The sequence below is a fragment of the Serratia sp. JSRIV002 genome, assembly GCF_019968725.1.
Classification (GTDB): Bacteria; Pseudomonadota; Gammaproteobacteria; order Enterobacterales; family Enterobacteriaceae; genus Chania; species Chania fonticola_B.
The window spans coordinates 2,740,178-2,765,536 of the sequence record NZ_CP074143.1 but is presented as its reverse complement, the minus strand read 5'-3'; the positions used below and the strand labels follow the sequence as shown (position 1 = coordinate 2,765,536).

General features: G+C 54.2%; 20 protein-coding genes. 11 read left to right on the top strand and 9 right to left on the bottom strand.

Annotation, left to right across the window (positions count from 1 at the left end; genetic code table 11):
* The first annotated feature begins 338 nt into the window (after positions 1-338).
* Positions 339-1,208: a fructosamine kinase family protein gene (locus KGP26_RS13045; protein WP_021804611.1), complete on the top strand. Its 870-nt coding sequence runs from the start codon at positions 339-341 to the stop codon at positions 1,206-1,208.
* Positions 1,209-1,277: 69 nt separating this feature from the next.
* Positions 1,278-2,638, top strand: a protein-coding gene (locus KGP26_RS13040) for an IS3 family transposase (protein ID WP_371824949.1) whose coding sequence is annotated in 2 segments (ribosomal slippage) — positions 1,278-1,793 and positions 1,796-2,638 — 1,359 coding nt in all. Because the reading frame shifts where the segments join, the coding sequence is not laid out codon by codon here.
* A 58-nt stretch (positions 2,639-2,696) separates the two neighbouring features.
* Here KGP26_RS13040 and KGP26_RS13035 read toward each other — a convergent pair.
* Entirely contained in the window at positions 2,697-3,257 is a 561-nt protein-coding gene (locus tag KGP26_RS13035; RefSeq protein ID WP_021178205.1) for a YniB family protein, read from the bottom strand.
* 213 nt (positions 3,258-3,470) lie between these two features.
* On the opposite strand from KGP26_RS13035, the gene hxpB reads away from it, so the two are divergent.
* The 4 genes from hxpB to KGP26_RS13015 all read left to right on the top strand — a co-directional run bounded on the left by hxpB (position 3,471) and on the right by KGP26_RS13015 (position 7,460).
* Positions 3,471-4,136 carry a hexitol phosphatase HxpB gene (hxpB, locus tag KGP26_RS13030; RefSeq protein ID WP_021804612.1) on the top strand — a complete coding sequence of 222 codons (666 nt, stop codon included), beginning with the start codon at positions 3,471-3,473 and terminating at the stop codon, positions 4,134-4,136.
* A 213-nt stretch (positions 4,137-4,349) separates the two neighbouring features.
* Entirely contained in the window at positions 4,350-5,111 is a 762-nt protein-coding gene (gene kduD, locus KGP26_RS13025; RefSeq protein ID WP_115158412.1) for a 2-dehydro-3-deoxy-D-gluconate 5-dehydrogenase KduD, read from the top strand.
* Positions 5,112-5,335: 224 nt separating this feature from the next.
* A complete protein-coding gene (locus tag KGP26_RS13020; protein ID WP_021804614.1) occupies positions 5,336-5,884 on the top strand; it encodes a metal-dependent hydrolase in 549 nt (182 codons plus the stop codon).
* Positions 5,885-6,068: 184 nt separating this feature from the next.
* The gene (locus KGP26_RS13015; protein WP_021804615.1) at positions 6,069-7,460 is read left to right on the top strand and encodes an L-cystine transporter; all 1,392 of its coding nucleotides are present in this window, start codon (positions 6,069-6,071) and stop codon (positions 7,458-7,460) included.
* Positions 7,461-7,589: 129 nt separating this feature from the next.
* Here KGP26_RS13015 and KGP26_RS13010 read toward each other — a convergent pair whose 3' ends face one another.
* A complete protein-coding gene (locus tag KGP26_RS13010; RefSeq protein WP_094981813.1) occupies positions 7,590-8,186 on the bottom strand; it encodes a hypothetical protein in 597 nt (198 codons plus the stop codon).
* Positions 8,187-8,272: 86 nt separating this feature from the next.
* Here KGP26_RS13010 and KGP26_RS13005 point away from each other — a divergent pair, with 86 nt between their 5' ends.
* Complete coding sequence (locus KGP26_RS13005) at positions 8,273-8,950, top strand: YafY family protein (protein ID WP_094981814.1); 678 nt, start codon at positions 8,273-8,275, stop codon at positions 8,948-8,950.
* 193 nt (positions 8,951-9,143) lie between these two features.
* Here the strand turns inward: KGP26_RS13005 and kdgR are convergent, their stop codons facing one another.
* Positions 9,144-9,935 (bottom strand): DNA-binding transcriptional regulator KdgR, encoded by a 792-nt coding sequence (gene kdgR / locus KGP26_RS13000; RefSeq protein WP_021178210.1) that lies wholly within the window; start codon positions 9,933-9,935, stop codon positions 9,144-9,146.
* A 228-nt stretch (positions 9,936-10,163) separates the two neighbouring features.
* Between kdgR and KGP26_RS12995 the strand changes: the two genes are divergently transcribed.
* The gene (locus KGP26_RS12995) at positions 10,164-11,555 is read left to right on the top strand and encodes an MFS transporter (protein WP_223665551.1); all 1,392 of its coding nucleotides are present in this window, start codon (positions 10,164-10,166) and stop codon (positions 11,553-11,555) included.
* An 87-nt stretch (positions 11,556-11,642) separates the two neighbouring features.
* Here KGP26_RS12995 and htpX read toward each other — a convergent pair whose 3' ends face one another.
* The 4 genes from htpX to KGP26_RS12975 all read right to left on the bottom strand — a co-directional run bounded on the left by htpX (position 11,643) and on the right by KGP26_RS12975 (position 16,163).
* Positions 11,643-12,521, bottom strand: coding sequence for a protease HtpX (gene htpX / locus KGP26_RS12990; protein ID WP_021178212.1), 879 nt, complete (start codon positions 12,519-12,521; stop codon positions 11,643-11,645).
* A gap of 267 nt (positions 12,522-12,788) precedes the next feature.
* Positions 12,789-14,837 carry a carboxy terminal-processing peptidase gene (gene prc / locus KGP26_RS12985; protein WP_094981816.1) on the bottom strand — a complete coding sequence of 683 codons (2,049 nt, stop codon included), beginning with the start codon at positions 14,835-14,837 and terminating at the stop codon, positions 12,789-12,791.
* 19 nt (positions 14,838-14,856) lie between these two features.
* Complete coding sequence (proQ, locus tag KGP26_RS12980; RefSeq protein ID WP_021804621.1) at positions 14,857-15,570, bottom strand: RNA chaperone ProQ; 714 nt, start codon at positions 15,568-15,570, stop codon at positions 14,857-14,859.
* Between the two features lie 95 nt (positions 15,571-15,665).
* Positions 15,666-16,163: a GAF domain-containing protein gene (locus KGP26_RS12975; protein WP_021178215.1), complete on the bottom strand. Its 498-nt coding sequence runs from the start codon at positions 16,161-16,163 to the stop codon at positions 15,666-15,668.
* A gap of 241 nt (positions 16,164-16,404) precedes the next feature.
* On the opposite strand from KGP26_RS12975, the gene yebS reads away from it, so the two are divergent.
* The 3 genes from yebS (at position 16,405) to rsmF (ending at position 21,859) form a co-directional block, all read left to right on the top strand.
* Positions 16,405-17,652 carry a membrane integrity lipid transport subunit YebS gene (yebS, locus tag KGP26_RS12970; protein WP_037374824.1) on the top strand — a complete coding sequence of 416 codons (1,248 nt, stop codon included), beginning with the start codon at positions 16,405-16,407 and terminating at the stop codon, positions 17,650-17,652.
* Complete coding sequence (locus KGP26_RS12965) at positions 17,621-20,254, top strand: PqiB family protein (RefSeq protein WP_021804623.1); 2,634 nt, start codon at positions 17,621-17,623, stop codon at positions 20,252-20,254. Before yebS ends, KGP26_RS12965 begins: the two co-directional genes overlap by 32 nt.
* Positions 20,255-20,422: 168 nt before the next feature.
* Complete coding sequence (gene rsmF, locus KGP26_RS12960; RefSeq protein ID WP_223665550.1) at positions 20,423-21,859, top strand: 16S rRNA (cytosine(1407)-C(5))-methyltransferase RsmF; 1,437 nt, start codon at positions 20,423-20,425, stop codon at positions 21,857-21,859.
* A 3-nt stretch (positions 21,860-21,862) separates the two neighbouring features.
* Here rsmF and KGP26_RS12955 read toward each other — a convergent pair whose 3' ends face one another.
* Together KGP26_RS12955 and KGP26_RS12950 are read right to left on the bottom strand one after the other, a co-directional pair.
* Positions 21,863-22,834, bottom strand: coding sequence for a spore coat protein U domain-containing protein (locus KGP26_RS12955; RefSeq protein WP_059200600.1), 972 nt, complete (start codon positions 22,832-22,834; stop codon positions 21,863-21,865).
* Positions 22,831-25,353 carry a fimbria/pilus outer membrane usher protein gene (locus tag KGP26_RS12950; RefSeq protein WP_223665549.1) on the bottom strand — a complete coding sequence of 841 codons (2,523 nt, stop codon included), beginning with the start codon at positions 25,351-25,353 and terminating at the stop codon, positions 22,831-22,833. The genes KGP26_RS12955 and KGP26_RS12950 overlap by 4 nt, the downstream gene beginning before the upstream one ends.
* Positions 25,354-25,359 lie beyond the last annotated feature (6 nt).

The following is a 25,359-nucleotide window of genomic DNA, read 5'->3' as shown; positions in this document are numbered from 1 at the left end:
GCTCCCTGTGGGAAAGAGAACAAAACGTGCCACAGACTGACTGCTGCCCCTACCCGCGGCTCCGCACCAGCTCCCTCGCCCTGTGGGAGAGGGTTGGGGTGAGGGGAAAATCCCTACTATGACGTTTCCCGTGTAACAAGGAACTCGGCAAGTTAGCCTGAACCAAGCAGCATTCAGCATAAGCGTACTTAAATTAATCAATAGCGTATATACTTTGACCAGACACGCGGCGATGATTTTTTCGTCAATAGATGGCGCAGCTGTGCGCCACATCGTGTTTTCGCAGCAGGAAAGACGCTAACCTAATGAAATCGCAGGCAACACAGAAGGGGATTACTATGTGGCAAGCCGTTAGCCGTCTGTTGAGTGAACATCTTGGCAGCGCAGAAATCCGCGAAAGGACTGAACTGCCCGGGGGAGAAATCCACCCGGCGTGGCGCGTGAGTTACGGTGACAGCGAGGTGTTTGTTAAATGTGATACCCGCGAAATGCTGCCGATATTTACTGCGGAGGCCGATCAACTGGCCTTGCTGGCTCGCAGTAAGACCGTGCGCGTCCCCGAAGTGTATGGGGTTGGCAGCGATCGCGATTACAGTTTCCTGCTATTGGAGTATCAACCCCTTAAGCCGCTGGATGCGCACGGGGCGCACTGCCTCGGGCAACAACTGGCCCGCCTGCACCAGTGGAGCGAACAACCGCAGTTCGGCCTCGACTTCGATAACGACCTTTCCACCACACCGCAGCCCAATGCCTGGCAACGCCGCTGGGCGGAATTTTTTGCCGAGCAACGCATCGGCTGGCAGCTACAGCTGGCGGCGGAAAAGGGCATGACCTTCGGAGATATCGACGAAATTATTGACGTGGTGTATCTGCGGTTGCAACACCATCAGCCACAGCCTTCCCTGCTGCACGGCGATCTGTGGCCAGCCAACTGTGCTCAGGCCGCGGATGGGCCTTTACTGTTCGATCCAGCCTGCTACTGGGGCGACAGAGAGTGTGATTTGGCGATGCTGCCGCTTTATCCTGAATTGCCCGCCCAGATTTATGACGGCTATCAGAGCGTGTGGCCACTGGAGGCCGGGTTTATCGAACGCCAGCCGCTGTATCAGCTTTATTACCTGCTCAACCGCAGCAACCTGTTTGGCGGCCAACATCTGGTCATGGCGCAGCGGGCCATCGACAAGCTGCTCCATCCAGAGACGCTGTAATGTAATGGGCGCCGCATATGAACTGAACCCCAAATGTTGGACAAACATCTGACATTTGGAGGTACAGTTCTGATGAAGTATTCACTTCAGTTCAAACTTGACGTTGTCCGGTACTATCTTGCCGGACTCGGCGGTCAAAAACAGACCGCTAAGAAGTTTTCTATTGCCCATGTCCAACTACGCAGATGGATTGCCGCTTATCAGCATCATGGGGAACAGGGGCTGCGGTTAGGACGCAAGCAACATTACACACCTGACTTCAGGCTCTCTGTTGTCGAATTCGCGCTTTCAAATCCGCTCTCTTTAGCGACAGTCGCCGCTAAATTCAATATTCCTTCTTACCTTACTGTGGAACGCTGGATTAAACTCTATCGGGAGAATGGGGCTGAAGCCCTTAACCTGAATAAGCGTAGTCGCCAAATGCGTCAGCATCCCAAAACCCCCCATGCCGATAAATCGCCTGATGAGTTGACCCCCGAAGAGATGCGGGAGGAAATCGAGTTTTTACGTGCGCAGAATGATTACATAAAAAAGTTGAGAGCCTTGATGCAACAGAAGGAAGCCCAGACTCGTCGAAAAGGGCAAAAATAATCAGAGCATTGAGGTCAGAACACCGTTTGGAGGTTTTGCTGTGGGCCGGAAAACTGCCGCGCAGTACGTATTACTATTGTTGTAAAAGCCATCAAGCACCGGATAAGTATGGTGAAGCCAAGCAGCAAATAATGGCTGTTTTTAACGAGCATAAAGGCCGTTACGGCTATCGCCGGGTGACCAGTGTTCTTCGAAAGATGGGGGCTGTGCTAAATCATAAAACCGTGCAAAAACTGATGGTTGAGCTGCAATTGAAATCGCCCGTTCGCCGTAAAAAATACCGTTCGTACAAGGGACATGTCGGTAAAGTGTCCCCGAATACCTTGCAGCGCGATTTTACCGCTCTGGAGCCTAACCAAAAGTGGGTGACCGATATCACGGAGTTCCGGGTGGCGGATAAAAAGCTGTATTTATCGCCGGTACTCGACTTGTTTAACGGTGAAATCATTGCCTATGAGATGTCCCGTAAACCTGTGTTCAGTCTGGTAAAAACGATGCTGGATAAGGCGCTCAGTACGCTAAAAACGGAAGAAAAGCCGTTGCTGCACAGTGACCAAGGTTGGCACTATCAGATGGCGGCTTATCAGCATCAGTTGCAGGAAAATGGGATAGAACAGAGCATGTCTCGCAAGGGTAACTGCCTGGATAATGCGGTAATGGAAAACTTCTTTGGCCATCTGAAAGCTGAACTGTATTATTTACAACGCTTTGAGAGTGTGGAACAGCTGTCTGAAGAGATAGACATGTACATAGATTACTACAATAACCATCGTATCAAACAGAAGCTCAAAGGCCTGAGCCCTGTGGAGTACAGAACGCAGGCTTTGATGGTTGCTTAATTTTAAACCGTCCAACTTCTTGGGGTCAGTTCACATAGGGCGCCCGTTCTTTGCAGATCTACGCCACTCCGGCCATTTGCCCTAGCAGCTTGAGCACAAAATAAGCCACCACGGCGATCACCACCGGCAAGATATACAGCGGGAAGTATTGCAGCAAAATGGTGTGGTGTGGCAACGTCACCCGCTCTTCCAATTGCTCACGCGTGTGCCCTTCGCTGCCCTTGGCCTGTTCCAGGATCATCTGATCTTCCAATCCTTCACGGATAAACTTCACCTGACGCGACATGCGCGCACCGGAAGTCTGCAATGCCAGGCCGACAAAAATCAGGAAATAGATAATGATAAACATCAGATTAGCGCCGCTAAACAGGCTCTTATCCACGTCCGGTACCGGTGAGTTGTACCAGAAAATATTCAGGAATGGCGTATTGAAGCGCACCATGTCGACCATGACGTGGACAAAATCCAGCATCACGGCGTTGATCCCTCTGGACTTCTCACTGTGTTGATAAACAAAACCCAGCAGTGAAACCAGCGTTGACAGTAACGCCGGGATGAAAACGACCCATCCGAAAATGCGTTTCAGTATGGCAACGCGCCCAGCCTGTTGATACGTCATGTGTTCCCCTTGTAAGCGACGCAATCGTTGTTGCGCTAAGTCTACCTGTAGTTAATGAAACTCGCCCACCGTTTTCTTTATCTTCCCCCCAGTTCCAGAGAGATCCTGTACTTTGGGAAAACACCCCGGGCCCGAAGGGTGCAGGCGCCTGAACAAAAATGATAGAGTGGCGAAAACATTTTCTTTTACTGGTGCTGCAGGAGTTAATTGTTAATGGCTTATTCGCAACGCATAGCAACCGCAATTTTTGATATGGACGGTCTACTGATCGACTCTGAACCCCTGTGGTTACAGGCAGAAATGGATATTTTCAGCTCATTGGGCCTGGATCTGTCCGATCGTCACAACCTACCGGATACGCTGGGTTTACGCATCGATCTGGTGGTACGAATGTGGTTCCAGGCCATGCCGTGGCAAGGGCCTTCTCAGGAGGAAGTGGCTGGCCGCATTATCGAGCGGGCCATCGAGTTGGTACGGGAAAAGCGCCCGTTGCTGCCTGGGGTGCAACAAGCGCTGGAACTGTGCCGTAGCCTGGATTTAAATATTGGGCTGGCCTCCGCCTCTCCGCTACATATGCAGCAGCAGGTGCTGAAGATGTTCGATCTGGAGAGCTATTTCGATCAGTTGGTTTCAGCCGAATACCTGCCGTACAGCAAACCGCACCCGGAAGTCTATCTGATCGCCGCCGAACGCCTGGGCAGCGATCCACAGCACTGCATTACTCTGGAAGACTCCTTCAACGGTATGATTGCCACCAAAGCAGCGCGTATGAAATCGATCGTGATCCCTGCGCACGAATACAGCCAGGATCCGCGTTGGGCCTTGGCCGACCTTAAGTTGCAAAGCCTAGAGCAGTTAACTGCCGCCCATCTGGCCTGATCTTGACGGCATCGGCCCCACCGGTGCCCTTTTCCCTCCCCCTGCACTCGAAAAATAAATAAAACACCATTTCATTTTTATTGAATTAAGACACCATTCAAATTATGCTAGTCGCATAAAGAAAACACCGGGCCATTAGGTGACACTGTCACTGCCACGCAGTTGCCATCGAAAGCCCGGTGCTTTCTTCCCTCACGGCAAGAGAGCAACGCTATGATTCTGAATTCCTTCGACTTAACGGGCAAAGTGGCGCTGATCACCGGCTGTAATACCGGCCTGGGGCAAGGCATTGCGATTGGGTTGGCGCAGGCCGGTTGCGACATTATCGGCGTGAACCGCAGTCAGCCCGTTGAGACCATGAGCAAAGTTACCCAGACTGGGCGTCGATTCCTGAATTTGAACGCCGATCTCGGCAATATCGACGCCATCCCTTCTCTGCTAGCCACCGCCGTTGAGGCGTTTGGCAGAATCGATATCCTGGTGAACAACGCAGGAATTATCCGCCGTGAAGATGCCCTGAATTTCAGTGAACAAGACTGGGATGAGGTGATGGACGTCAATATCAAGACCCTGTTCTTTATGGCACAGGCGGTGGCCAAACAGTTCATCAGCCAGGGCAGCGGCGGTAAAATTATCAATATTGCTTCGATGCTTTCTTTCCAGGGCGGCATTCGCGTACCGTCTTACACCGCGTCGAAAAGCGCGGTACTCGGCCTCACCCGGCTATTGGCCAATGAATGGGCACAGTACCAGATTAACGTTAACGCCATTGCACCGGGCTATATGGCCACCAACAACACCCAGCAACTACGTACCGATGAAGACCGCAACCAGCAGATCCTCGAGCGCATCCCGGCAGGGCGCTGGGGAACGCCGGATGACTTGATGGGCCCGACCGTCTTCCTTGCCTCGGCAGCGTCCGACTACGTTAATGGCTACACGCTCGCGGTAGACGGTGGCTGGCTCGCTCGCTGATCTCCACTGCGAACATATCCTTCCTCCGAATTTGAGCGGGCGCAGCATTTGCAGCGCCCCTACATTACCAGTCTTCCTGTATACCTCGTCCGTCATAAACACCGTTTCAACCCTTTGTAAAACGGCGTTAAATTAACAACTCGTTACAGGGTAACCGCTTCCGTAACTGTAAAAATTCCCATATACTGGATAAATTAACAGTTTAGTGGCCGGAATATAGCAACATGACCGCGGAAGGACATCTCATATTCTCTGTTGCCTGCGCGATCTTTGCCAAGAAAGCGGAGGTGACACCCGTGCTCGCCGCTGGCGATTGGTGGCACATCATTCCCGCCGCGCTACTGACGTCACTGCTACCCGATATCGATCACCCTAAATCCATCCTGGGCCAGCGCCTGCGCTGGATAGCCATCCCGATATCTCGCGCCTTTGGTCACCGCGGTTTCACCCATAGCCTGTTGGCGATCGTCGGCGGCATGTGGCTATTTCAGCTAGAAGTTCCGCGCGGTTGGCCCATCCCCGCAGACGTGCTGCACGCCATGATTATCGGTTATTTCAGCCACCTGCTGGCCGATATGCTCACCCCTGCCGGCGTGCCGTTGCTTTGGCCCTGCCGCTGGCGTTTCTGCCTGCCAATATTGAACTCACAAAAAGGCAACCAGCTGGAGCGGGTACTGTGTATAGTTTTGGTGGCTTTCGCCATCTACTGGCAAGGGGATTACACCTTTCCCGTGCAGTCGTATTTTGAGCAAATAAAAAATATCCGGCTGTGATCACAAAAAACCGTCTATTTTCCCGCCTTTCCGCTTATTACATCGACGATTTCAAGCCAAAAGTTATATTAAATTCTTTTTAGATATAAGTGCGCTTCATCGCAAACTGTTACGATATTTACATCGCATTACATCGGTGCTTGGCACCTTTAATTATAAAAAAACAAGATTGGAGACATTGGGGATGAATCTACCGCTCGTATTAAACGTGCTGGTTTTTGCCGCCCTCCTTTTGCTGTTGGCGCAAACCCGCCATAAGCAATGGAGCCTGGCTAAAAAAGTGCTGGTCGGCCTGGTACTTGGTGTGGTGTTCGGTTTGGCACTGCAACTGGTTTACGGCGCGGACAACCCGGTACTGAAAGCGTCTATCGGCTGGTTTAACATCGTCGGTAACGGCTATGTACAGCTGCTGCAAATGATCGTGATGCCACTGGTTTTCGCCTCTATCCTGAGCGCGGTAGCCAAGTTGCACAACGCTTCCTCGCTGGGCAAAATCAGCTTCCTGACCATTGGTACCCTACTGTTTACCACGCTGATCGCCGCACTGGTGGGCGTATTGGTCACCAACCTGTTCGGACTGACCGCAGAAGGTCTGGTCCAGGGCACACAAGAAACGGCTCGTTTGTCGGCGATCGAAACCAACTACGCGGGTAAAGTGGCCGATCTGAGCGTACCGCAACTGATCCTGTCATTCGTGCCGAAAAACCCGTTTGCCGATCTGACCGGGGCTAACCCAACGTCAATCATCAGCGTGGTGATTTTCGCTGCCTTCTTGGGTGTGGCTTCGCTGCAACTGCTTAAAGATGACCAACCGAAGGGCCAGCGCGTGCTGGTAGCTATCGATACCCTGCAAGCCTGGGTGATGAAACTGGTCCGTCTGGTGATGAAGCTGACGCCTTACGGCGTACTGGCGTTGATGACCAAGGTCGTTGCAGGCTCCAATATCCACGACATTATCAAGCTGGGCAGCTTTGTGGTTGCCTCTTACCTTGGTCTGGCGATCATGTTCGTGGTTCACGGCCTGCTGCTGAGCTTCACCGGCGTTAATCCGCTGAAATTCTTCCGCAAAGCGTGGCCGGTGCTGACCTTTGCCTTCACCAGCCGTTCCAGCGCTGCCAGCATCCCGCTGAACGTCGAAGCACAGACTCGCCGTCTGGGTGTGCCGGAGTCGATTGCCAGCTTCTCGGCTTCATTTGGTGCCACTATTGGTCAGAACGGTTGTGCGGGTCTCTATCCGGCAATGCTGGCGGTGATGGTTGCGCCAACCGTAGGCATCAACCCTCTGGACCCACTGTGGATCGCGACGCTGGTTGGCATTGTTACCGTCAGTTCAGCCGGTGTTGCCGGTGTGGGCGGCGGCGCGACCTTTGCTGCGCTGATTGTACTGCCAGCGATGGGCCTGCCGGTGACCCTGGTCGCCCTGCTGATTTCGGTTGAGCCGTTGATCGACATGGGCCGTACCGCGCTGAACGTTAGTGGTTCGATGACCGCAGGTACCGTCACCAGCCAACTGATGAAGCAGACCGACAAAGCCATTATGGACAGCGAAGACGAAGCGGAACTGGCTCACCGGTAACCCTAGACTGATTTGCAACTGAACCGGCGCCCACCCAGGCGCCGGTTCAGTTTATTTAGCCTTGCGAAACGGAGGGTTGATGACATACGTTAATGCAGATTTGAGCCTTTTGCCCTCCCCCTCACACATTTAGCATAACGAACCAAACTCCATACTCTCCGGCTCAATGATTTCCAGAAAGGCATCACATACAGCTTGTCCCTGCCAGGATGCACAAATTGACTTTGCTCTTAGTTGACTATCGGCGAATACAAGATCGACAAATACCCCATTGCCCAGGCTGACCAGATGCTGGCTTTTCCACCCAGTTTGAAACGCAAGATAATTTCCTACCATTTGGTTATAAACTTTATGCATTTCACTCTCGTGAATACCCGGCTTCAGACGAAATCTCCCGATTTCGATGCCACACCCTACTTTCAGTGATGATGGCAGATTCTCTTGAGCGGTATAGTGCCCCATCTGGTGCAAACAACTGACAGAGGCTCGAAAAGATGAGAATTCAGGCTGGCTCTCGACAGCCTTTGCTGCGGCCAGTGCTTCTTCAGCACCACTCCAAACAACGAAATCGACACGTTCGCTAGAGCTATCAATTCCTGTAAATGCAATCCAGTCGATAAAGCCAGGAAAACCCTTTAAAAGCTGCTGTGCCGATGTTCTTGCTGAATCGGCTTGTGTCAAGTTTTCAACCCGATAGGTGACTATTTCGTAATAGGGTGCAGTCATTAGTAACTCCGTTATCATGTGATATGAAGTCTGAATCGTATTACACGCCCCTGACAGTTTCTGTCAGGGGCGTGTAATATCGACTAATGAAAACTATCCGACTGTTCGCTTTACTTGACCATCTTCGCGGTCGTGTACATCCAGTATCCGCTGAGGTGTTAGCACAATCTTTGAATGTTTCTGTGAGAACAATCTACAGGGATATGGCAACTCTGCAGGCCATAGGCGCCCCTATTCGCGGTGAATCAGGACTAGGTTACGTGCTTGAAAAAGATTATTTCCTTCCGCCGCTTAACTTTGACCCTGATGAGCTGGACGCTATTATGCTGGGAATACGGCTGATAGGGGCTCGGGGAGATGACATGCTTTCAGCAGCGGCAAAAAGAGTTTCAGCGAAGATCAGCGCTGTGATCGATGTCAAAAAGATAGACACCTACAAGCAACTCCCTTTTAGAGCGGCTTCTCGGCGCACAGAAGTAAGCGAGAAGGCAGCCAAACACTTAGCTTTTCTCCGTCTTGCTATTCGTAAAAGACTTCAACTGAATATTCATTATATTGACTTACAAGGAAGAGAGAGCAACCGAATCGCACGCCCGCTCGGCCTGACAATATTCGATGCTGTGTGGCTACTGACTATCTGGTGCGAAAATCGCTCAGGTTTTCGTAATCTGAGGGTCGACAACATAACTTCGGCGGTGAGCACTGGTCAGCAGTTTAGGGCAGAGAGCGGTAAATTATTTGAGGACTATCTCAAAACACTTTAGCAGTGTCGCTACGGCCAAGGGCCGTGATGCCATTCGTCCAGCCATTGCCGGTGTTCCACGTCACTTGTTCAAAGAGTGCAAGATAGGCGGATAGCAGAGTAGTTGGATTTTATAAACCGAGGAGAGATTTCGAAGGCTGGGCGAGAAAGCGTAGGGGCGAAGCTATGCTCAGCCCCCTACAACTACGGCAAGCTTAAAACGGATAGTCGTGATAACCCATTTGCGCTGAAATCAGACGAGCGGCGGTATGTAACTGCGCCACGTAGCCCTCTTTGCCTTCTTCAGAGAAGCGGATGGTCGGGAAGGAGATGCTCAAGCCCGCGATCACCACGCCAAAACGGTCAAACACGGGCACCGCGATGCAGCGCAAGCCTTCTTCCTGTTCTTCGATATCTTCGCCAAACCCCTGCTCACGTACCTTATCCAATAGCGGCAGTAACTCAGCAGCGCTGGCGATGGTGTGCGGAGTGCTGCGGGTAAACTCGACATGGGACAGGATTTCTTCCACTTCGCCGCGATCGCGCCAGGCTAGCAAGACTTTACCAATCGCGGTGCTGTGCAGCGGGTTACGGCGACCGATGCGTGAATACATACGCAGGTTATACATGGAGTCGATTTTGTGGATATAGACGATGCTGTCTTCATCCAGCGCCCCCAGGTGGATGGTCTCACGCGTCTGGTTAGACAGTTCACGCATCTGGATGTCTGCACTGCGGATCAAATCGACGTTTTGCAGCGATTTGGCACCCAGTTCAAACAGCTTGAGGGTCAGCGAATATTTCTCCGACTCCCCTTCCTGTGAGACATAGCCCAGCGACTTCATGGTTTGCAGGAAACGGTAAACGGTACTTTTGGACATCATTACCCGCTGTGAAAGCTCGGTAATGCCGATCTCGCGCTCATCACCCAGTGCCTGCAGGATGCCAAACACTTTCAGCACTGATGAAACGGAATCCGGTTGTTTGTCTAGATCTGCGTTAGCCATGGTTAATACCTTAACTTAACTATTTTTGTTTTAGGAAATTTGAACAAGAGTTTCAGTATAATCGGAACATTTCACCCCATGCAATGGAAGTTGCGCAATATTCGCCATTATTGATGGGATTAGCGGCAGACATCCCACTACTTTTACATTTAGCACAGAAACGGCGGGTGCATTCGGCGGGAAATATGATTAGCATTGTAATATTCCCCCTGTTTAATAACTACCTCCATGACAACGCTTGCAAATTCCGACGGCTTACCTGTCCCGCAACGCTACGGAGCAATCCTGGCCATTGCGCTAGGCATTACCGTTTCAGTGCTTGACGGAGCGATCGCCAACGTGGCCTTGCCGACCATCGCCCGCGATCTTAACGCCAGCCCGGCCAGCTCGATCTGGGTGGTCAATGCCTATCAGTTGGCGATCACCATCTCGCTGCTATCGCTGGCTTCCTTGGGCGATCTGATTGGCTATCGCCGCATCTATCAGGCTGGTCTGCTGGTATTCAGCATTACCTCGTTATTCTGCGCCCTGTCCGATTCGCTATTCACCTTGACGATTGCCCGCGTGCTGCAGGGGTTTGGTGCCGCGGCGATTATGAGCGTCAATACCGCCCTGATCCGCATTATTTATCCGCAACGCTTTCTTGGCCGAGGCATCGGCATAAACTCGTTGATCGTAGCCTTCTCCTCCGCCGCCGGGCCTACGGTCGCCGCCGCCATTTTATCGGTGGCCTCCTGGCAGTGGCTCTTTGCCATCAACCTGCCGATCGGCATCGTCGCACTGATGCTAGGGATGAAATTTTTGCCGGCCAACAGCCAGAAAAGCAGCAATCAGCGCTTTGACCCTACCAGCGCGGTGATGAATGCCCTGACGTTTGGCCTGCTGATCACCGCCATCAGCGGTTTTGCCCAAGGCCAAAGCCTGCTGCTGATTGCCGCTGAAATCGCGGCGTTGCTGGTGATTGGTTACTTCTTTGTGCGCCGTCAGTTGCGGCAGACATCCCCTTTACTGCCGGTGGATCTGCTGCGCATCCCTATTTTTGCACTGTCGATGGGCACCTCGATTTGCTCTTTTGCCGCCCAGATGCTGGCCATGGTGTCGTTACCCTTCTTCCTGCAGGCCTCTCTGGGCCGTGACGAGGTGGCGACGGGTTTGCTGTTAACTCCCTGGCCGTTGGCCATTATCGTGATGGCGCCGATTGCAGGCCGCCTGGTGGAGCGTGTTCATGTGGGGTTACTGGGAGGGATTGGTTTGGCGACCTTCGCGCTCGGCTTGTTCCTGCTGGCACTGTTGCCACATAACCCGACGGATCTGGATATCATCTGGCGCATGGTGCTGTGCGGTGCGGGCTTTGGGTTATTCCAATCGCCCAACAACCACACCATTATTTCTGCCGCCCCACGCCACCGCAGCGGCGGAGCCAGTGGCATGCTGGGCACAGCGCGATTATTGGGGCAAACCTCTGGCGCGGCGCTGGTGGCTCTGATGTTCAACCTGTTCCCCACCAGCGGCACACACGCTTCGTTGGTGTTGGCGGGGATCTTCGCCAGCGTCGCTGCCGTAGTGAGTTGCCTGCGTATCACTCAACCCCGTGCGAATCTCGCTGAACCTGGCAAATAGCTTATCGGACGCAGCATGCGTGTTATCTGCGGCGCCCGCTTGAATAGCAAAAACCCCGGCGAGCCGGGGTTTTCGTTTGATACAACGTTATTTCAGATACTGGCCGGAACGCAGCGCTTCAATACGCTTGTCCAACGGCGGGTGTGACATAAACAGCTCGCTGAACGACTTGGATTTGCCGTTGATGCAGAAAGCCATCAGGGTGCCCGCTTCCTGCGGTTCATAGCTGGTTTTCAAACGTTGCAGCGCAGCGATCATCTTCTCGCGGCCGACCAGTTTGGCTGAACCCGCATCGGCGTGGAATTCACGATGACGTGAGAACCACATGGTGATAATGCTGGCCAGAATACCAAATACCAGCTCCAACACCATCGAAACACCGAAGTAAATCATCGGGTTGCCGTTACCTTCGCCTTCCCCATCACGGTTGCCTAGGAAACCGGCGGCCACCTGGGCAATCAGGCGCGACACGAAGATCACGAAGGTGTTCACCACCCCTTGGATCAGCGTCATGGTCACCATGTCGCCATTGGCAACGTGGCTGATTTCGTGGGCGATCACCGCTTCCGCCTCATCACGGCTCATGCTTTGCAACAGGCCGGTACTGACCGCCACCAGCGATGCATCGCGGCGAGCGCCGGTCGCAAAGGCGTTGATGTCCGGTGCCTGGTAGATGGCCACCTGCGGCATGGCGATACCCGCCTGCTGCGATTGGCGGCGCACCGTGTCCAACAGCCAGCGTTCGGTTTCGTTACGCGGCTGCTCAATCACTTCCCCACCGACGGAGCGTAGCGCCATCCATTTGGACATCAGCAGTGAAACAAACGCACCGCCAAAACCGAACAGACCGGCCATGATCATCAGGCCCTGAACGCTACTGGATTGGATCCCTGTCAGGCTAAGCACCAGCCCGAAAACCAACATCACCGCCAGGTTGGTGAGCAGGAACAAAGCTATACGCATCATAGAATGTTTACTTCCTCGTTATTTGTTAACAAAACGCGACCTCAGATACCCAGATCTTATGGGCATTGGTCACAATTTCAAGATTGGCAGGCCATTAAGCCACTAAAAATACGTAACTTTACAAAGTCACGAAGAAACAAGGGTTTTACAAAGTGTAAACGATTTCTGAGCCCAGAGTGGAGACCTCAACAGAAATTTTAGTGCGGGTATGGCAAAAAAAAAAGCGCACCCGAAGGTGCGCTCGATAGCGTTAAACCCGCAAATAACTTACTTGGCGGCGGCCGTCTGTTGCGATGGCTGCTGCTTTTCGTTATTGGCCAGATCCAGTGCGATCTTGACCGTTTCATCCAGATACGGATCCGGTTCCTTGTAGTCCTTTGGCAGGTCTTCCAGGGACTTCAGCGGTTTCTTACCCTCACGCTCCAGACGCTCATTAATACGCTTCAGGCGCGTAGCATCATCGTCATGGTTCTCTTTCTCACGGGTAGCCAGATTGAGAGAAACGATGTTGCGCTTGTCTTTCAACGCCTTGTAATGGGCAATATCCTGCGCGATGTATTGGAACTCGGGATCCTTGGCGATACGCTGCGCATGGTCTTTCAGCAGTTGCGGTTCAAACGGCTTCAAATCACCGGTTTTGGTGTAGGCAGCTGCATTAATGCTATCCCACGGCATGGCGTTATCTTCGAAGCTCTCGCCGGTTTCTGCCGGATCGATCCCCGTTGGCATCAGAATATCTGGCGTAACGCCTTTACGCTGGGTACTGCCACCGTCAACGCGATAGAACTTCTGGATGGTGTACTGGACAGAACCCAGTGCAGGCCATTCAGGACGCAGCATCTGATCGTAAATCCGGTTCAGTGAACGGTACTGCTGCACCGTGCCTTTACCAAAGGTAGGCTCGCCCACGATCAGCGCACGACCATAGTCTTGCATTGCCGCAGCAAAAATCTCGGAAGCGGAGGCGCTGAAGCGGTCAACCAGCACCACCAGCGGGCCTTTGTAGTAGACTACGCCGTCGTTATCCGCATCTTCGCGGATCTTGCCGTTGTTATCACGTACCTGAACAACCGGGCCACTTGGGATAAACAGACCAGAAAGCGATACCGCCTCGGTCAATGCCCCACCGCCGTTGCCACGCAGATCGATAATCAGACTGTCGACGTTCTGCTTGGCCATCTTTTGCAGCTGGACTTTGACGTCATCGGTCAGGCCGACGTAGAAGCCAGGGATGTCCATCACTGCGACCTTCTGCTTGCCGACGGTCTTGATAGTCATTTTAACTGCGCGATCTTCCAGGCGTATACGCTCACGAGTCAGCGTAACTATCCGGGTTTTGGTGCCTTTACCTGCCGGCAGGATCTCCAGGCGAACCTTGCTGCCCTTCGGCCCTTTGATCTGCGAGACGACGTCGTCAAGACGCCAGCCGATCACGTCCACCATCGGTTTGCCTGCCTGGCCAACGCCGACAATACGGTCGCCCACGGCGATCGCCTTGCTCTTGGCTGCCGGGCCGCCTGCCACCATGGAGTTGATCACGGTGTAATCATCATCCATCTGCAACACGGCACCAATCCCTTCAAGCGAGAGACTCATCTCGGTATTGAACTGTTCGGTATTGCGTGGAGACAGGTAGTTGGTGTGCGGATCGATTTCGTGGGCAAACGCGGTCATGATCAGCGAGAACACGTCTTCGCTGTTGCTTTGCGTCAGGCGTTTGATCGCAAACTGATAACGCTTGGTCAGTGTGTCACGGATCTCTTTATCCGTTTTGCCGGTCAGCTTCAGGTTCAACTGATCGTATTTGACCTTGGCATCCCACAGGCGGTCCAATTCTGCCTTGTCTTTCGGCCACGGCGCTTTGCTGCGATCGACGTCAATGGTGTCGTTGCCGGTGAAGTTCATCGGCTTGTCGAGCAACGATAGCGCATACTGATAGCGCTCAAAGCGGCGTTTTTGCGCCAGATTGAACAGCGCATAAGGCGTAACCAGTTTGCCGGATTTCAGCTCTTCACCCAGCGTGCTGCGTTTGTCGGCAAATTGCGCGACGTCAGAGGCCAGCAGCACATTGTGGCTGTAGTCCAGCATATTCAGGTAGCGATCGAAGATCTTGCCTGAAAAATCCGCATCCAGAGCAAACTGGCGATAATGAGAGCGAGTGAAGCGCGAGGTTACGCGCTCACTCACGGTTGCATGTTCAGCTTCCTGCTCAAGCTTGGGCAGTTGATCGATGCGGATGTTGGCTGTATCCGCTCCGTAACTGACACCCGCCCACAGCAAAGCCACAACTGCGGTTAATCTGACAAATTTGTTCATGCCTTGGTTGGCCTCCGTATCAGAACTGCAAGTGTTCTGCGCGCACAATCATCGCCAGACCGGAGGAGAGCTGTACACGAACGCCATCTTTGGCGATTTCGAGTACGGTTGCGTCCATCGCGCTCTGACCTGCTCTGACTTTGATTTCCTGGCCAATTTGCAGTTTTGAGATGTCTGTGACTGGCACATGACGCGGCTGGCTGGCCTCTTTGGCTACACGAGGTTCACGAGCTTGCTGTGGGCGTGCTTGTTGTGGGCGCGGCTTGCGATTCTCTGCTGCGGCTCCGCCTTCACGACGTACGGCTGGCTTTTTGCCGGCAGGACGCGGACGACGAGGCTCGGCAGTGGCAGACTCACCAGCAGCTTCACGTTTTTTGGCATTCTGTTCGGCACGCTGTGCCTGAACACGCGCTTTGGCTTCTTCAAGCTGCTGGCGAGCATGATCGACATGCTGCTGTTCCAGCTCTCCGCACGGGTTACCGTCCAGGTCTACACGCTGGGCGCCAACTTTGACACCGTACAGGTAACGCCAGCTTGAGGTATACAGGCGCAAAGCTGAACGCAGCTGCGTTTTGCTGAGGTTCTCTTCCCCTTGTACACGTTCTACCAGATCCTGAAAAATACCGATTTTCAGCGGGCGTGCTTCGCCTTCGGCGCTAAAGCAGAGCGGGAAACGCTCGGCAAGAAAAGCAATGACTTCTTTAACTGTGTTCAACTTGTGTTGATTTTCCATGAAATTTCCTGATTACAACGGGTTGCCAACAAGCCGCAGGCATGAACAGGCGTCATTATAATGACGCCATCGCTAAATGCCACGTTAACCGTAGATCAACTTGCCGCTACAGTGACATATTTCGCAAAATTGCTCTGTGCCAGCCGTGCGCAAAGCCCCGCCACCACTGCTTTCAGGCCGATTTCGTCCTGTTCATCGAAGCGTTGATAAACTGTGCTGTCGATATCCAGAACACCGATGACCTGACCACTGACGTCTAACGGCAACACAATTTCCGCGTTGCTGGCGGCATCGCAGGCGATATGTCCAGGAAATGCATGAACATCGCCAACGCGCTGCACCTGGTTCTGCGCCGCTGCCGTACCGCACACGCCCTTACCCAACGGGATCCGCACGCAGGCAATCTTGCCTTGGAACGGACCTAGCACCAGTTGATGGCCTTCCATCAGGTAAAAACCGACCCAGTTCACGTCATCAAGACGCTCATTGAGTAGCGCACTGGCGTTAGACAAGGCGGCAATAAAATTATCTTCCCCATCCAGCAATGCGCTCAAATCGCGTTTTAATTCCGCGTAGAATGATTCTTTAGTCATGATTAACCGTTCAAATACTCAAAATAGCTTCGACTTAACCCGTATAAAATAAGCATTAAATGCGTATAGCCACAAGGTTAATCATCTGTTGCTTCACAAAACACGGTACAACAGGGTATGTTTGCCGTCTAAAAATCATTTGTAACCTGCGATGCTAATCCCTTTTTACCGGTTGATAGCATTGACGGGTTGGTTTTCAAGCTACGCTAAGTAGACCTCAGGTCGCCAAACAGCATTCATGATGAAGATACTCGCCATTACCGGCCCGCTCTCCAAGGCTCGCCACCAACGCTGTTGTGAATGCGATTTGCTGTTCACGTTGCCGCCGTTAACCCGCAATCAGGCCGCCTACTGCCCACGTTGCAACGCCAAAGTGGTGAATGGCCGCGACTGGTCAATGACCCGCCTGACCGCGGTAGCCGTCACCATGCTGTTACTGATGCCCTTTGCCTTTAGCGAGCCGTTGATCAGCATCCGCCTGCTCGGCACGAAGATTAACGCTAGCCTGTTGGAAGGCATCTGGCAAATGAGCAGCCAGGGGGATCCGTTTACCGCCAGCATGGTCGCCTTCTGCACCATCGGCGCGCCGTTGACGCTATCTCTGTCATTGCTGTACCTGTGGTTTGGCCATGCGCTCGGCATGAACCTGCGGCCAGTGCTGCTGATGCTGGAACGCCTGAAAGAGTGGATCATGCTCGATATTTACCTGATCGGTATGGTGGTCGCGGCGATCAAGGTCAAGGAATATGCAGATATTGAACCCGGCAGCGCCCTGATTGCCTATCTGGCATTGACCCTGCTCAGCCTGCTGACGCTGATCCACATGAACCTGGAGCAGATGTGGGAACGCTACTATCCGCAGGAACAGCCAGAGGGCAAACCAGAGGCATTACACGTCTGCCTCGCCTGCCATTTTACCGGTTTTCAGGATGAGCGTGGCCGCTGCCCCCGCTGTCATGTGCCGATGTGTCATCGCCAACCTTACAGCCTGCAAAAAACCTGGGCCGCGCTGATTGCCGCCATCGTGCTGCTGATCCCCGCCAACCTGCTGCCGATCTCGGTGGTCTACGCCAACGGCGCGCGTATGGAAGATACCATTTTCAGCGGCGTCGTTTCGCTGGCCAACTCGGGCAACATGCCAATCGCCGCCATCGTATTTATCGCCAGCGTCCTGGTTCCCTTTACCAAGGTGATCGTACTGCTGGTGCTGCTGTTCAGCATTCATTTCAAAACGTCGCACAGCCTCAAAACCCGTATTCGGCTGCTCCGGCTGGTCACCTGGGTTGGCCGCTGGTCGATGCTCGATCTGTTCGTGATCTCGTTGATGATGTCGCTGATCAATCGCGACCAACTATTTTCTTTTACTATGGGGCCAGCAGCTTTTTACTTTGGGTCTGCGGTTATTTTAACTATCCTTGCCGTACAGTGGCTGGACAGCCGATTGATTTGGGATGCACATGCAACAGGAAACGCCGAATACGCCGACTGAGGCGCGGGTCAAAAACAAGCGCCGAATCTCGCCATTCTGGTTACTGCCGTTTATCGCCCTGCTGATTGCCGGGTGGCTGGTCTATACCAATTACCAGGAGAGCGGCAATAGTGTCACCATAGACTTCCAGTCTGCGGCGGGTATTGTCGCTGGCCGTACGCCGGTACGTTACCAGGGTGTGGACGTGGGCACCGTGCAAAGCATTTCGCTGAGCAAGGATCTGCGGAGTATCGTGGTTGAAGCCAGCATCAAGAGCGATCTGGAAGACTCACTGCGGGAAGGCACACAATTCTGGCTGGTCACGCCCAAAGCCTCGTTGGCTGGGGTGTCCGGCCTGGATGCACTGGTCGGTGGTAACTACATCGGCATGATGCCGGGCCGTGGCAAACCGCAAACCCACTTCACCGCGCTGGATACGCAGCCGAAATACCGCCTGAATACCGGCGAGCTGATGATCCACCTGCAAGCAGACGACCTCGGTTCCCTGAACACTGGCTCGCTGGTCTATTATCGCAAGATCCCGGTCGGTAAAGTGTATGACTACACTATTTCGCCGGGTAACAAGGGCGTGATCATCGACGTGCTGATCGACCGCCGCTTTGCCAATCTGGTGAAGGACAACACCCGTTTCTGGAACGTTTCCGGTTTTAAAGGCGATTTCAGCCTGTCCGGCGCCAGCGTGCAGATGGAGAGCCTGGCCGCGCTGGTAAACGGTGCGATAGCCTTTGACTCCCCGCTAGACGGCAAGCAGGCCAAGGCCGATCAAAACTATACGCTGTATCCGGATCTGGCCCGTAGCCAGCGTGGGGTTAACATCTCACTGGACCTGCCCGACGGCAATAGCCTGAGCGAGGGCCGTACGCCGCTGATGTATCAAGGATTGCAGGTTGGCACGCTGACTCGCCTGGCCCTGCAACAGGATAGCAAGGTCACCGGCGAACTCACCATCGATCCTTCGGTAGTCGATCTGATGCGCAGCGGCACGCGCATTGAGATGCGTAGCCCAAAAGTCAGCCTTAACGACGCCAAGCTGAGTCAGTTGTTAACCGGCAACACCCTGGAATTGGTGCCGGGTGAAGGCGAACCCCAGCAGCACTTTACCGTGTTGGACAGCAGTAAAACGCTGCTGCAACAGCCTGGCGTGGTGACGGTCACCTTGAATGCACCGCAAAGCTACGGCATCGACGTTGGGCAGCCATTAATCGTGCACGGTATCAAGGTCGGGCAAATCCTGACCCGTACCCTGACCGACGGCGGTGTGACCTTTACGGCAGCGATCGAAGCTCAGCACCGCAGCTTGCTGCATAAAGACAGTAAATTCGTGGTCAACAGCCGGGTGGATGTCAAATTCGGGCTGGACGGCGTGCAAGTGTTAGGTGCCAGCGCTCAGGAGTGGCTAGACGGTGGCGTACGCCTGATCCCCGGAGGTAAAGGCGAGCCGGACGCTCAGTATCCGCTGTACAGCAACGTGGAAAAAGCCGCCGAGGGCATCGTCGGCAACAGCCCACTGCCCACCTTGACGCTTACCGCCACCAGCCTGCCAGATGTGCAAGCCGGCTCGGTGGTGTTATACCGCAAGTTCCAGGTGGGGGAGATTGTCAACGTACGGCCCAAGGCCAACGAGTTTGACGTTGAGGTTTATATCAGCCCGGAATACCGCAAGCTGTTAACCAGCGAAAGCATTTTCTGGGCGGAAGGCGGTGCCAAGGTGCAATTGAACGGCAGCGGCCTGACAGTGCAGGCTTCCCCGCTCAACCGCGCGCTGAAAGGCGCTATCAGCTTTGATAACCTGCAGGGCGTAACGCTGGATAAAGGGGCCAAACGCGTGCTGTACGCCTCAGAAACCGCCGCTCGCGCCGTGGGTAGCCAGATCACGTTACGCACCTATGATGCCAGCAAACTATCCCCTGGCATGCCAATACGCTATCTGGGCATTGATATCGGCCAGCTTGAATCACTGAAACTGGCACCGGAGCGTAACGAGGTGTTGGCAAAAGCAGTATTGTACCCAGAGTATGTGAAAACCTTTGCCCGTCTCGGCAGCCGTTTCGCCATCGTTTCTCCGGAGATTTCTGCCGCTGGAGTCAATAATCTTGACTCCCTGTTGCAGCCCTATATCAACGTGGAACCCGGCCACGGCGGATCAATGCGCACTTTTGAACTGCAGGAAGCCAGCATTACCGACTCCCGCTACCTGGATGGCCTGAGCGTGATCCTGGACGCCGCCGAGACAGGTTCGCTGCAAATCGGCACGCCGATCCTGTTCCGTGGCATTGAAGTGGGTACCGTGACCGGTTTCTATCTGGGGGCGATGTCAGATCGCGTGCACGTCTCGCTGCGAGTCAGCAAGAAATACCAGCATCTGGTGCGTAACAACAGCGTCTTCTGGCTGGCCTCTGGCTATAACCTGCAGTTTGGCCTGACGGGCGGCGTGATCAAGAGCGGTACTTTCCAGCAGTTTATTCGCGGCGGTATTGCCTTTGCCACCCCACCTAGCATTCCGCTGGCCCCTAAAGCCACGCCGAACAAACACTTCCTGCTGAATGCAGAAGAGCCGAAAGATTGGCGCGAATGGGGCACCGCTATCCCTAGGGACAACTGATAGTTCTCGGCAGGGTTCAATGTTCTGAGCCCTGCCGCTCCCCCCAAGATAATCCATACCATTACTGCTTTGCCATCCATCCCATTGATCGAAACTTGTCGGTATTCTCAGGCAGGCAGTTTATGGTAAACTAGCCCCTTCGATTTTTTTCCGCCCTGAGAGCTCCCTGTGGCTAAACCTGCCCCTGCTTTTTTGCCTCCTGCTTTTCTCGACGCAACTCGCGCCATCATGCCTGACCATTTATCCATGGATGACTTCATCGCTATTTGCCAGCAACCCTTGCGGCGTAGCCTGCGGGTCAACACGCTGAAAATCAGCGTTGCGGACTTTCTGGTGCTGGTCAAAGACTACGACTGGCGGCTGGAACCCATCCCCTGGTGCCCCGAAGGCTTTTGGATCGAGCGCGATGACGATGCATTACGGCTGGGCAGCGCTGCGGAGCATCTAAGCGGCCTGTTCTACATTCAGGAAGCCAGTTCCATGCTGCCGGTGAGCGCCCTGTTTGCCGAGCGTGAAACCACGCGCCGAGTGCTGGATGTCGCCGCAGCGCCGGGTTCCAAAACCACCCAGATCGCCGCGTTGATGGGCAATCAGGGCGGCATTGTCGCCAATGAATATTCGGCCAGCCGAGTCAAGGTGTTGCATGCCAACATCAGCCGCTGCGGCGTCAAAAATACGGCGCTGACCCATTTTGACGGCCGGGTGTTTGGCGCAGCCTTACCGGAAAGCTTTGATGCCATCCTGCTGGATGCGCCCTGCTCTGGTGAGGGCGTGGTGCGTAAAGATCCGGATGCCATGAGCAACTGGTCGCCAGAAAGCGTAGCCAGCATCGCGCAAACCCAGTGGGAACTGATCGACAGCGCCTTCCACGCCCTGGCCCCCGGCGGCGTGATGGTTTACTCCACCTGCACGCTGAATGCCCAGGAAAATCAACAGGTGATACATCAACTGTTGGCAACCTATGGCGACGCCGTCAGCATTGAGCCGCTGGGTGACCTGTTCCCACAAGCGCAACTGGCCCTCACTCCAGAAGGCTTCCTGCACGTATTCCCACAGATTTATGACAGTGAAGGCTTCTTCGTCGCCCGGCTACGCAAAAATCACAGCGTTCCGGCATTGGCCAAACCGAGCTATAAGCTGGGCAAGTTCCCTTTCGCCCCACTTTCGGCCCAGGAGTCCGCACTGGTGGCGCAGGCTGCCGCAGCCTCGGGTTTGGTCTGGGATGAAACCAGTAAATTATGGGCGCGGGATAAAGAAATCTGGCTGTTTCCAGCCGCGCTGGAGCCTTTGGTCAGCAAAGTGCGTTTTTCCCGCATTGGCGTAAAGTTGGCGGAACGCTTCCCAAAAGGGTTCCGCTGGCAGCATGAGGCGGTGATCGCCTTGGCGGCCAGTGACAACCCACAGACTTTTGAGCTCGATGCAGCACTGGCACAGGAATGGTTCCATGGCCGCGATCTCTATCCCGCGCAACCCCCACAGAGCAATGAGTGTATCGTTACTTATCAGCATCAGCCGCTAGGGCTGGCCAAACTGATCGGCAGCCGGATTAAAAACAGCCTGCCCCGCGAACTGGTGCGCGACGGAGTACTGGATTTCCATCAATAACGTCTAATAGGCGACGGTAACCGTGACGGTGTCACTATAGCTCCCCGCTGGCTGGTTGTTTTGCGACAGGTTAACCGAGGCGGTATAGGGAAAGGATTGCGAGGTGCCCGTGCCCGTCGCGTTGCTATTGGTGGCGGCGGTCCAAACGGTGCTATCCCCCTTGAACAGCTGATACTGAATATAGCTGGTGGTGCCGTTTACCGTAGACGCCATTTGCCGATATTGCCCCGAACTGGCGACGCTGCTGGTCAGGTTGACCGAGTAGCTGGCGTTGAGGGTGCAACGTACGCTGATGGTATTGGACACGACCGTAGTGAGGCCAGACGGCAACGCCGCGCTACCGAACCCGACATTTGGCGCGCTGTCGATATAGCAAAAATTGGTGACAACCAGCGACAGGCTGATATTGGCGCCGGACGTTATACTCCCGGTGTCCGCGACACAAATGGGGCCAAGCGCAATCGAGCAGATGCTCCAGTCCCAAGCGATCGGAATGGTATCCGTATAAGTGCCAGCAGCCAGATTAGAGTTCATTTGTGGCCGGATAAAAATCGGCAGCGTGCTGTTTGGCCCGGTAAACAGGCCTAGTAAATCCAGTGCAGTAGTACTGGTCCAGGTAATGACGCTGCCCTGATTATACAGGGTGCTACAGCCACCATCCTTGCACAGACTGTATGGCAGATACTGGCCGGTTGCCGCACTGTATAAACGCGGCTGGTTGCCAACTGGATGTAAAGTCGCACCGATGGTGGCCTTAATGGTGTTAGTACCGCCAATATTAAGCAGCGAGCCGGTACATTTCAGCCCGCTACTGACAGAGGTGGTTAACGGAGTCGTGCTGACGTCAAAGGAATTTTGTGTGCCCAGGCTGCCCGCGGTTGCAGGGGCGGTGCAGCCCGCCCAACCGAATGGCATAACCCCCACTAACAGCAGCAATGCCAATCCGGCTCGCATCCATCGTAATAACATAATCATGATTTTTTCTCTTCGGCACTGCCTTGGCAGACCAGCGGCCCGACCTGTTCAATGCTGTGATAATTGGGGTTCAGGTCGAAATCCACACGGCACATTGAGCGGTCGTCCTGCTGAATACTTAACTGGCCGTGGGATTGTAAATGTGAGAAGTACACCAGCCCGTCATAGCCGACAACGGTGGTTTGTTGCGTGGTTTGTTCCGTGACCAACGTGCCCAATTTCAGCGGTTGCCCGGCGGTGTCATGCAACGTGATATTGGCGGAGAGGACTTTTTGTACCGGGAATTTCACCACCATCCCGCTGCCTTGCTTAACGGCAATGCGATTGTTGACCTGGTTAGCCACCACGTCCGCCGGTAACGGCAGCGTGTCGATCTCGACCTTGGCCGGATAGTACGAACTGATCGACGGGATCAACAGGTGCCCATTGCTGTCGGTGGTGCCCATCTTCTGATTCTCATACAGCACCGAAACCCCGGCATAATTATCGGTATCCACCACGATAAACGCGTCGTTGATCTTGTCCGACAGGAACCAGGAGTTAGCCATGAACACCACTGAGCCGCTCAGGTCTGCCCAGTGGGTATATTCTCCTTGTGGGCCGAGGATGCCGCCTTGCAGCGTGGCATAGCGGGTTTTCCAGGTGGCATCGGCCTGTTGATAGGCATCGCCACCACCGCTGTAAGCCAGGTTCCAGCCCATGCCGCCATCCGTGGGAGCCGCCTTGCTGGCCCCTACCTGATGCTGATAATGCCCATTATTGTTACGTGCTAACCCTGCATTGAGGCTGACATCACTACCCAGTGGAATAATGAATTGCAGCTGCGCACTGTAACCGTTATCCCCCAACGTTTTATTGAGTGAGACAAACATGCTGCTCTGGCCCCACAGGGCACGGCTGTAAGAGAAGTTCACCAGGCGGGTATGCGAGTTGTCATAGGCCTGCACGTCGTAATAGCCCAAGCCCAAGGTGCCATTACTCGAGCCAAACGGCGAAGCGCTGAAGGTGGCCTGATCGGATTGGCGGCTCAGGCGGGTATTGCTGGTGTAAGACGTGAGATCCTGATAACCCACGGTGCGCGAAGCACGTTGTGCCGAAAAGCTAAATAGCGTCGAATTATAGGAGTAGCCCAGTGTGTACTGGCTACCGTCTTTTTTGTCCGTCACGTTAGTGCCCAGCGGATTGTCTATATTCTGATTGGGGTCGGGCATACCTGGCGTATTCGGCCGGACAATCTGGTCGTTCACCACGTCACCGGTCGCCACCGGCGGATGATTAGCCTTGCTCTGGCTGGCAGACAGGCTGAGCGTACCCCATGTTCCCACCGCGATATCGGCCCCCAACCCGCCGAGTGCCAGCCCTTGCGTGGCCTCGCTGTGCCCGGAAAGCGTCAGATAATTACTCAGCCCGTAGCGGTAAATCCCGCTGAAAGCCGCGTCGGAATAATCGCCGTTGGAGATGCCATAATCCTGGCGCACCGCGCCGAGTGACACATCAAAGTCGCTCAGGTTTTTACGCAACAGGGTGTTGGAAACATAAAACGGCACCGTGGTCGATACCTGGCGCCCGACCGCATCGGTGGTGACGATCGTCGCTTCACCAGCCCCGTTGATGTAAGGCACATTGGTGAGGGTAAACGGCCCGGAGTTCAGATTATTGCTGCTGGCCTTAAAGCCGTTGAGAAATAAATCCACGGTGCTGGGGACAGCTGCGGTACCGCTGTATTGCAGCAGCGGATAGGTCACCAGATCCGGGCGCAGGGCAAAATTGCGGCTGATGCGTAATCCCCCCATGCGGGCCGAATTACTCCAGGTTAGCGAGTTGCTGACAAAATCCCCCAGCTGGTAGCTGATCAGATCTTGTTCATCGCTATAACGCCAGAACGTATCGTAGCGCAGATAGCGGTCTTGTACGGCACTGCCGCCCTCGCCCGATGCGGTGTCGATATTGTAGCGATAGGTCCCAGTGTTACTGATAAACCCCAGGTTGCTAAACAAACGCTGCTCCATCCAGGTGGCAACCGATCTGGAGCCTTCGTGGGGGTCGGTATAATAGGAGTCGTAGTTTAGCAACAGACCGGTGCTGCTTTGGGCCATCGTGTAATTCATCAGCTCGCCGCCGCCGACGTCCTGTTTTGGCAGCCAGGCATCCGGTACCTGAAAAATCAGCTGCTGGGCGGCAGAATCATATTTCACCTTCACCCCAGGCAACTCCTCGACCTTAATCAACCCTTGCTGACCCTTGGTCTGCACGTGGTTCTTTGCCAGCACGCCGGCCTCCACGTAATACGCATTGTCCCGATAGGTCACAGGAACCACCTGCCCGTCGCTCTGGCCATTGACGACCAGGGTCAGGTAGAACATCGCATTGGTGATCACCGGTGTCGCACGCGGGGCATCGGGCAATGATGAGTATTCCTGCGCCTGAACGCAGAAGGTACTCAGGCAAAGCAGGCACAGACCGCCCCGGCGATTCAGCGGATACTGATGACCGGAACGAGTAATGGCTCGGATCGGCATTAGTCG

Excerpts from the sequence above, each read along its gene's own strand:
- KGP26_RS13045 (WP_021804611.1), top strand. The coding sequence starts at position 339 with ATGTGGCAAGCCGTTAGCCGTCTGTTGAGTGAACATCTTGGCAGCGCA.
- htpX (WP_021178212.1), bottom strand. The coding sequence starts at position 12,521 with ATGATGCGTATAGCTTTGTTCCTGCTCACCAACCTGGCGGTGATGTTG.
- KGP26_RS12955 (WP_059200600.1), bottom strand. The coding sequence starts at position 22,834 with ATGATTATGTTATTACGATGGATGCGAGCCGGATTGGCATTGCTGCTG.
- prc (WP_094981816.1), bottom strand. The coding sequence starts at position 14,837 with ATGAACAAATTTGTCAGATTAACCGCAGTTGTGGCTTTGCTGTGGGCG.
- hxpB (WP_021804612.1), top strand. The coding sequence starts at position 3,471 with ATGGCTTATTCGCAACGCATAGCAACCGCAATTTTTGATATGGACGGT.
- KGP26_RS12950 (WP_223665549.1), bottom strand. The coding sequence starts at position 25,353 with ATGCCGATCCGAGCCATTACTCGTTCCGGTCATCAGTATCCGCTGAAT.
- proQ (WP_021804621.1), bottom strand. The coding sequence starts at position 15,570 with ATGGAAAATCAACACAAGTTGAACACAGTTAAAGAAGTCATTGCTTTT.
- kduD (WP_115158412.1), top strand. The coding sequence starts at position 4,350 with ATGATTCTGAATTCCTTCGACTTAACGGGCAAAGTGGCGCTGATCACC.
- KGP26_RS13015 (WP_021804615.1), top strand. The coding sequence starts at position 6,069 with ATGAATCTACCGCTCGTATTAAACGTGCTGGTTTTTGCCGCCCTCCTT.
- yebS (WP_037374824.1), top strand. The coding sequence starts at position 16,405 with ATGAAGATACTCGCCATTACCGGCCCGCTCTCCAAGGCTCGCCACCAA.
- KGP26_RS12995 (WP_223665551.1), top strand. The coding sequence starts at position 10,164 with ATGACAACGCTTGCAAATTCCGACGGCTTACCTGTCCCGCAACGCTAC.
- KGP26_RS13010 (WP_094981813.1), bottom strand. The coding sequence starts at position 8,186 with ATGACTGCACCCTATTACGAAATAGTCACCTATCGGGTTGAAAACTTG.
- KGP26_RS13035 (WP_021178205.1), bottom strand. The coding sequence starts at position 3,257 with ATGACGTATCAACAGGCTGGGCGCGTTGCCATACTGAAACGCATTTTC.
- kdgR (WP_021178210.1), bottom strand. The coding sequence starts at position 9,935 with ATGGCTAACGCAGATCTAGACAAACAACCGGATTCCGTTTCATCAGTG.
- KGP26_RS12965 (WP_021804623.1), top strand. The coding sequence starts at position 17,621 with ATGCAACAGGAAACGCCGAATACGCCGACTGAGGCGCGGGTCAAAAAC.
- KGP26_RS13005 (WP_094981814.1), top strand. The coding sequence starts at position 8,273 with ATGAAAACTATCCGACTGTTCGCTTTACTTGACCATCTTCGCGGTCGT.
- KGP26_RS13020 (WP_021804614.1), top strand. The coding sequence starts at position 5,336 with ATGACCGCGGAAGGACATCTCATATTCTCTGTTGCCTGCGCGATCTTT.
- KGP26_RS12975 (WP_021178215.1), bottom strand. The coding sequence starts at position 16,163 with ATGACTAAAGAATCATTCTACGCGGAATTAAAACGCGATTTGAGCGCA.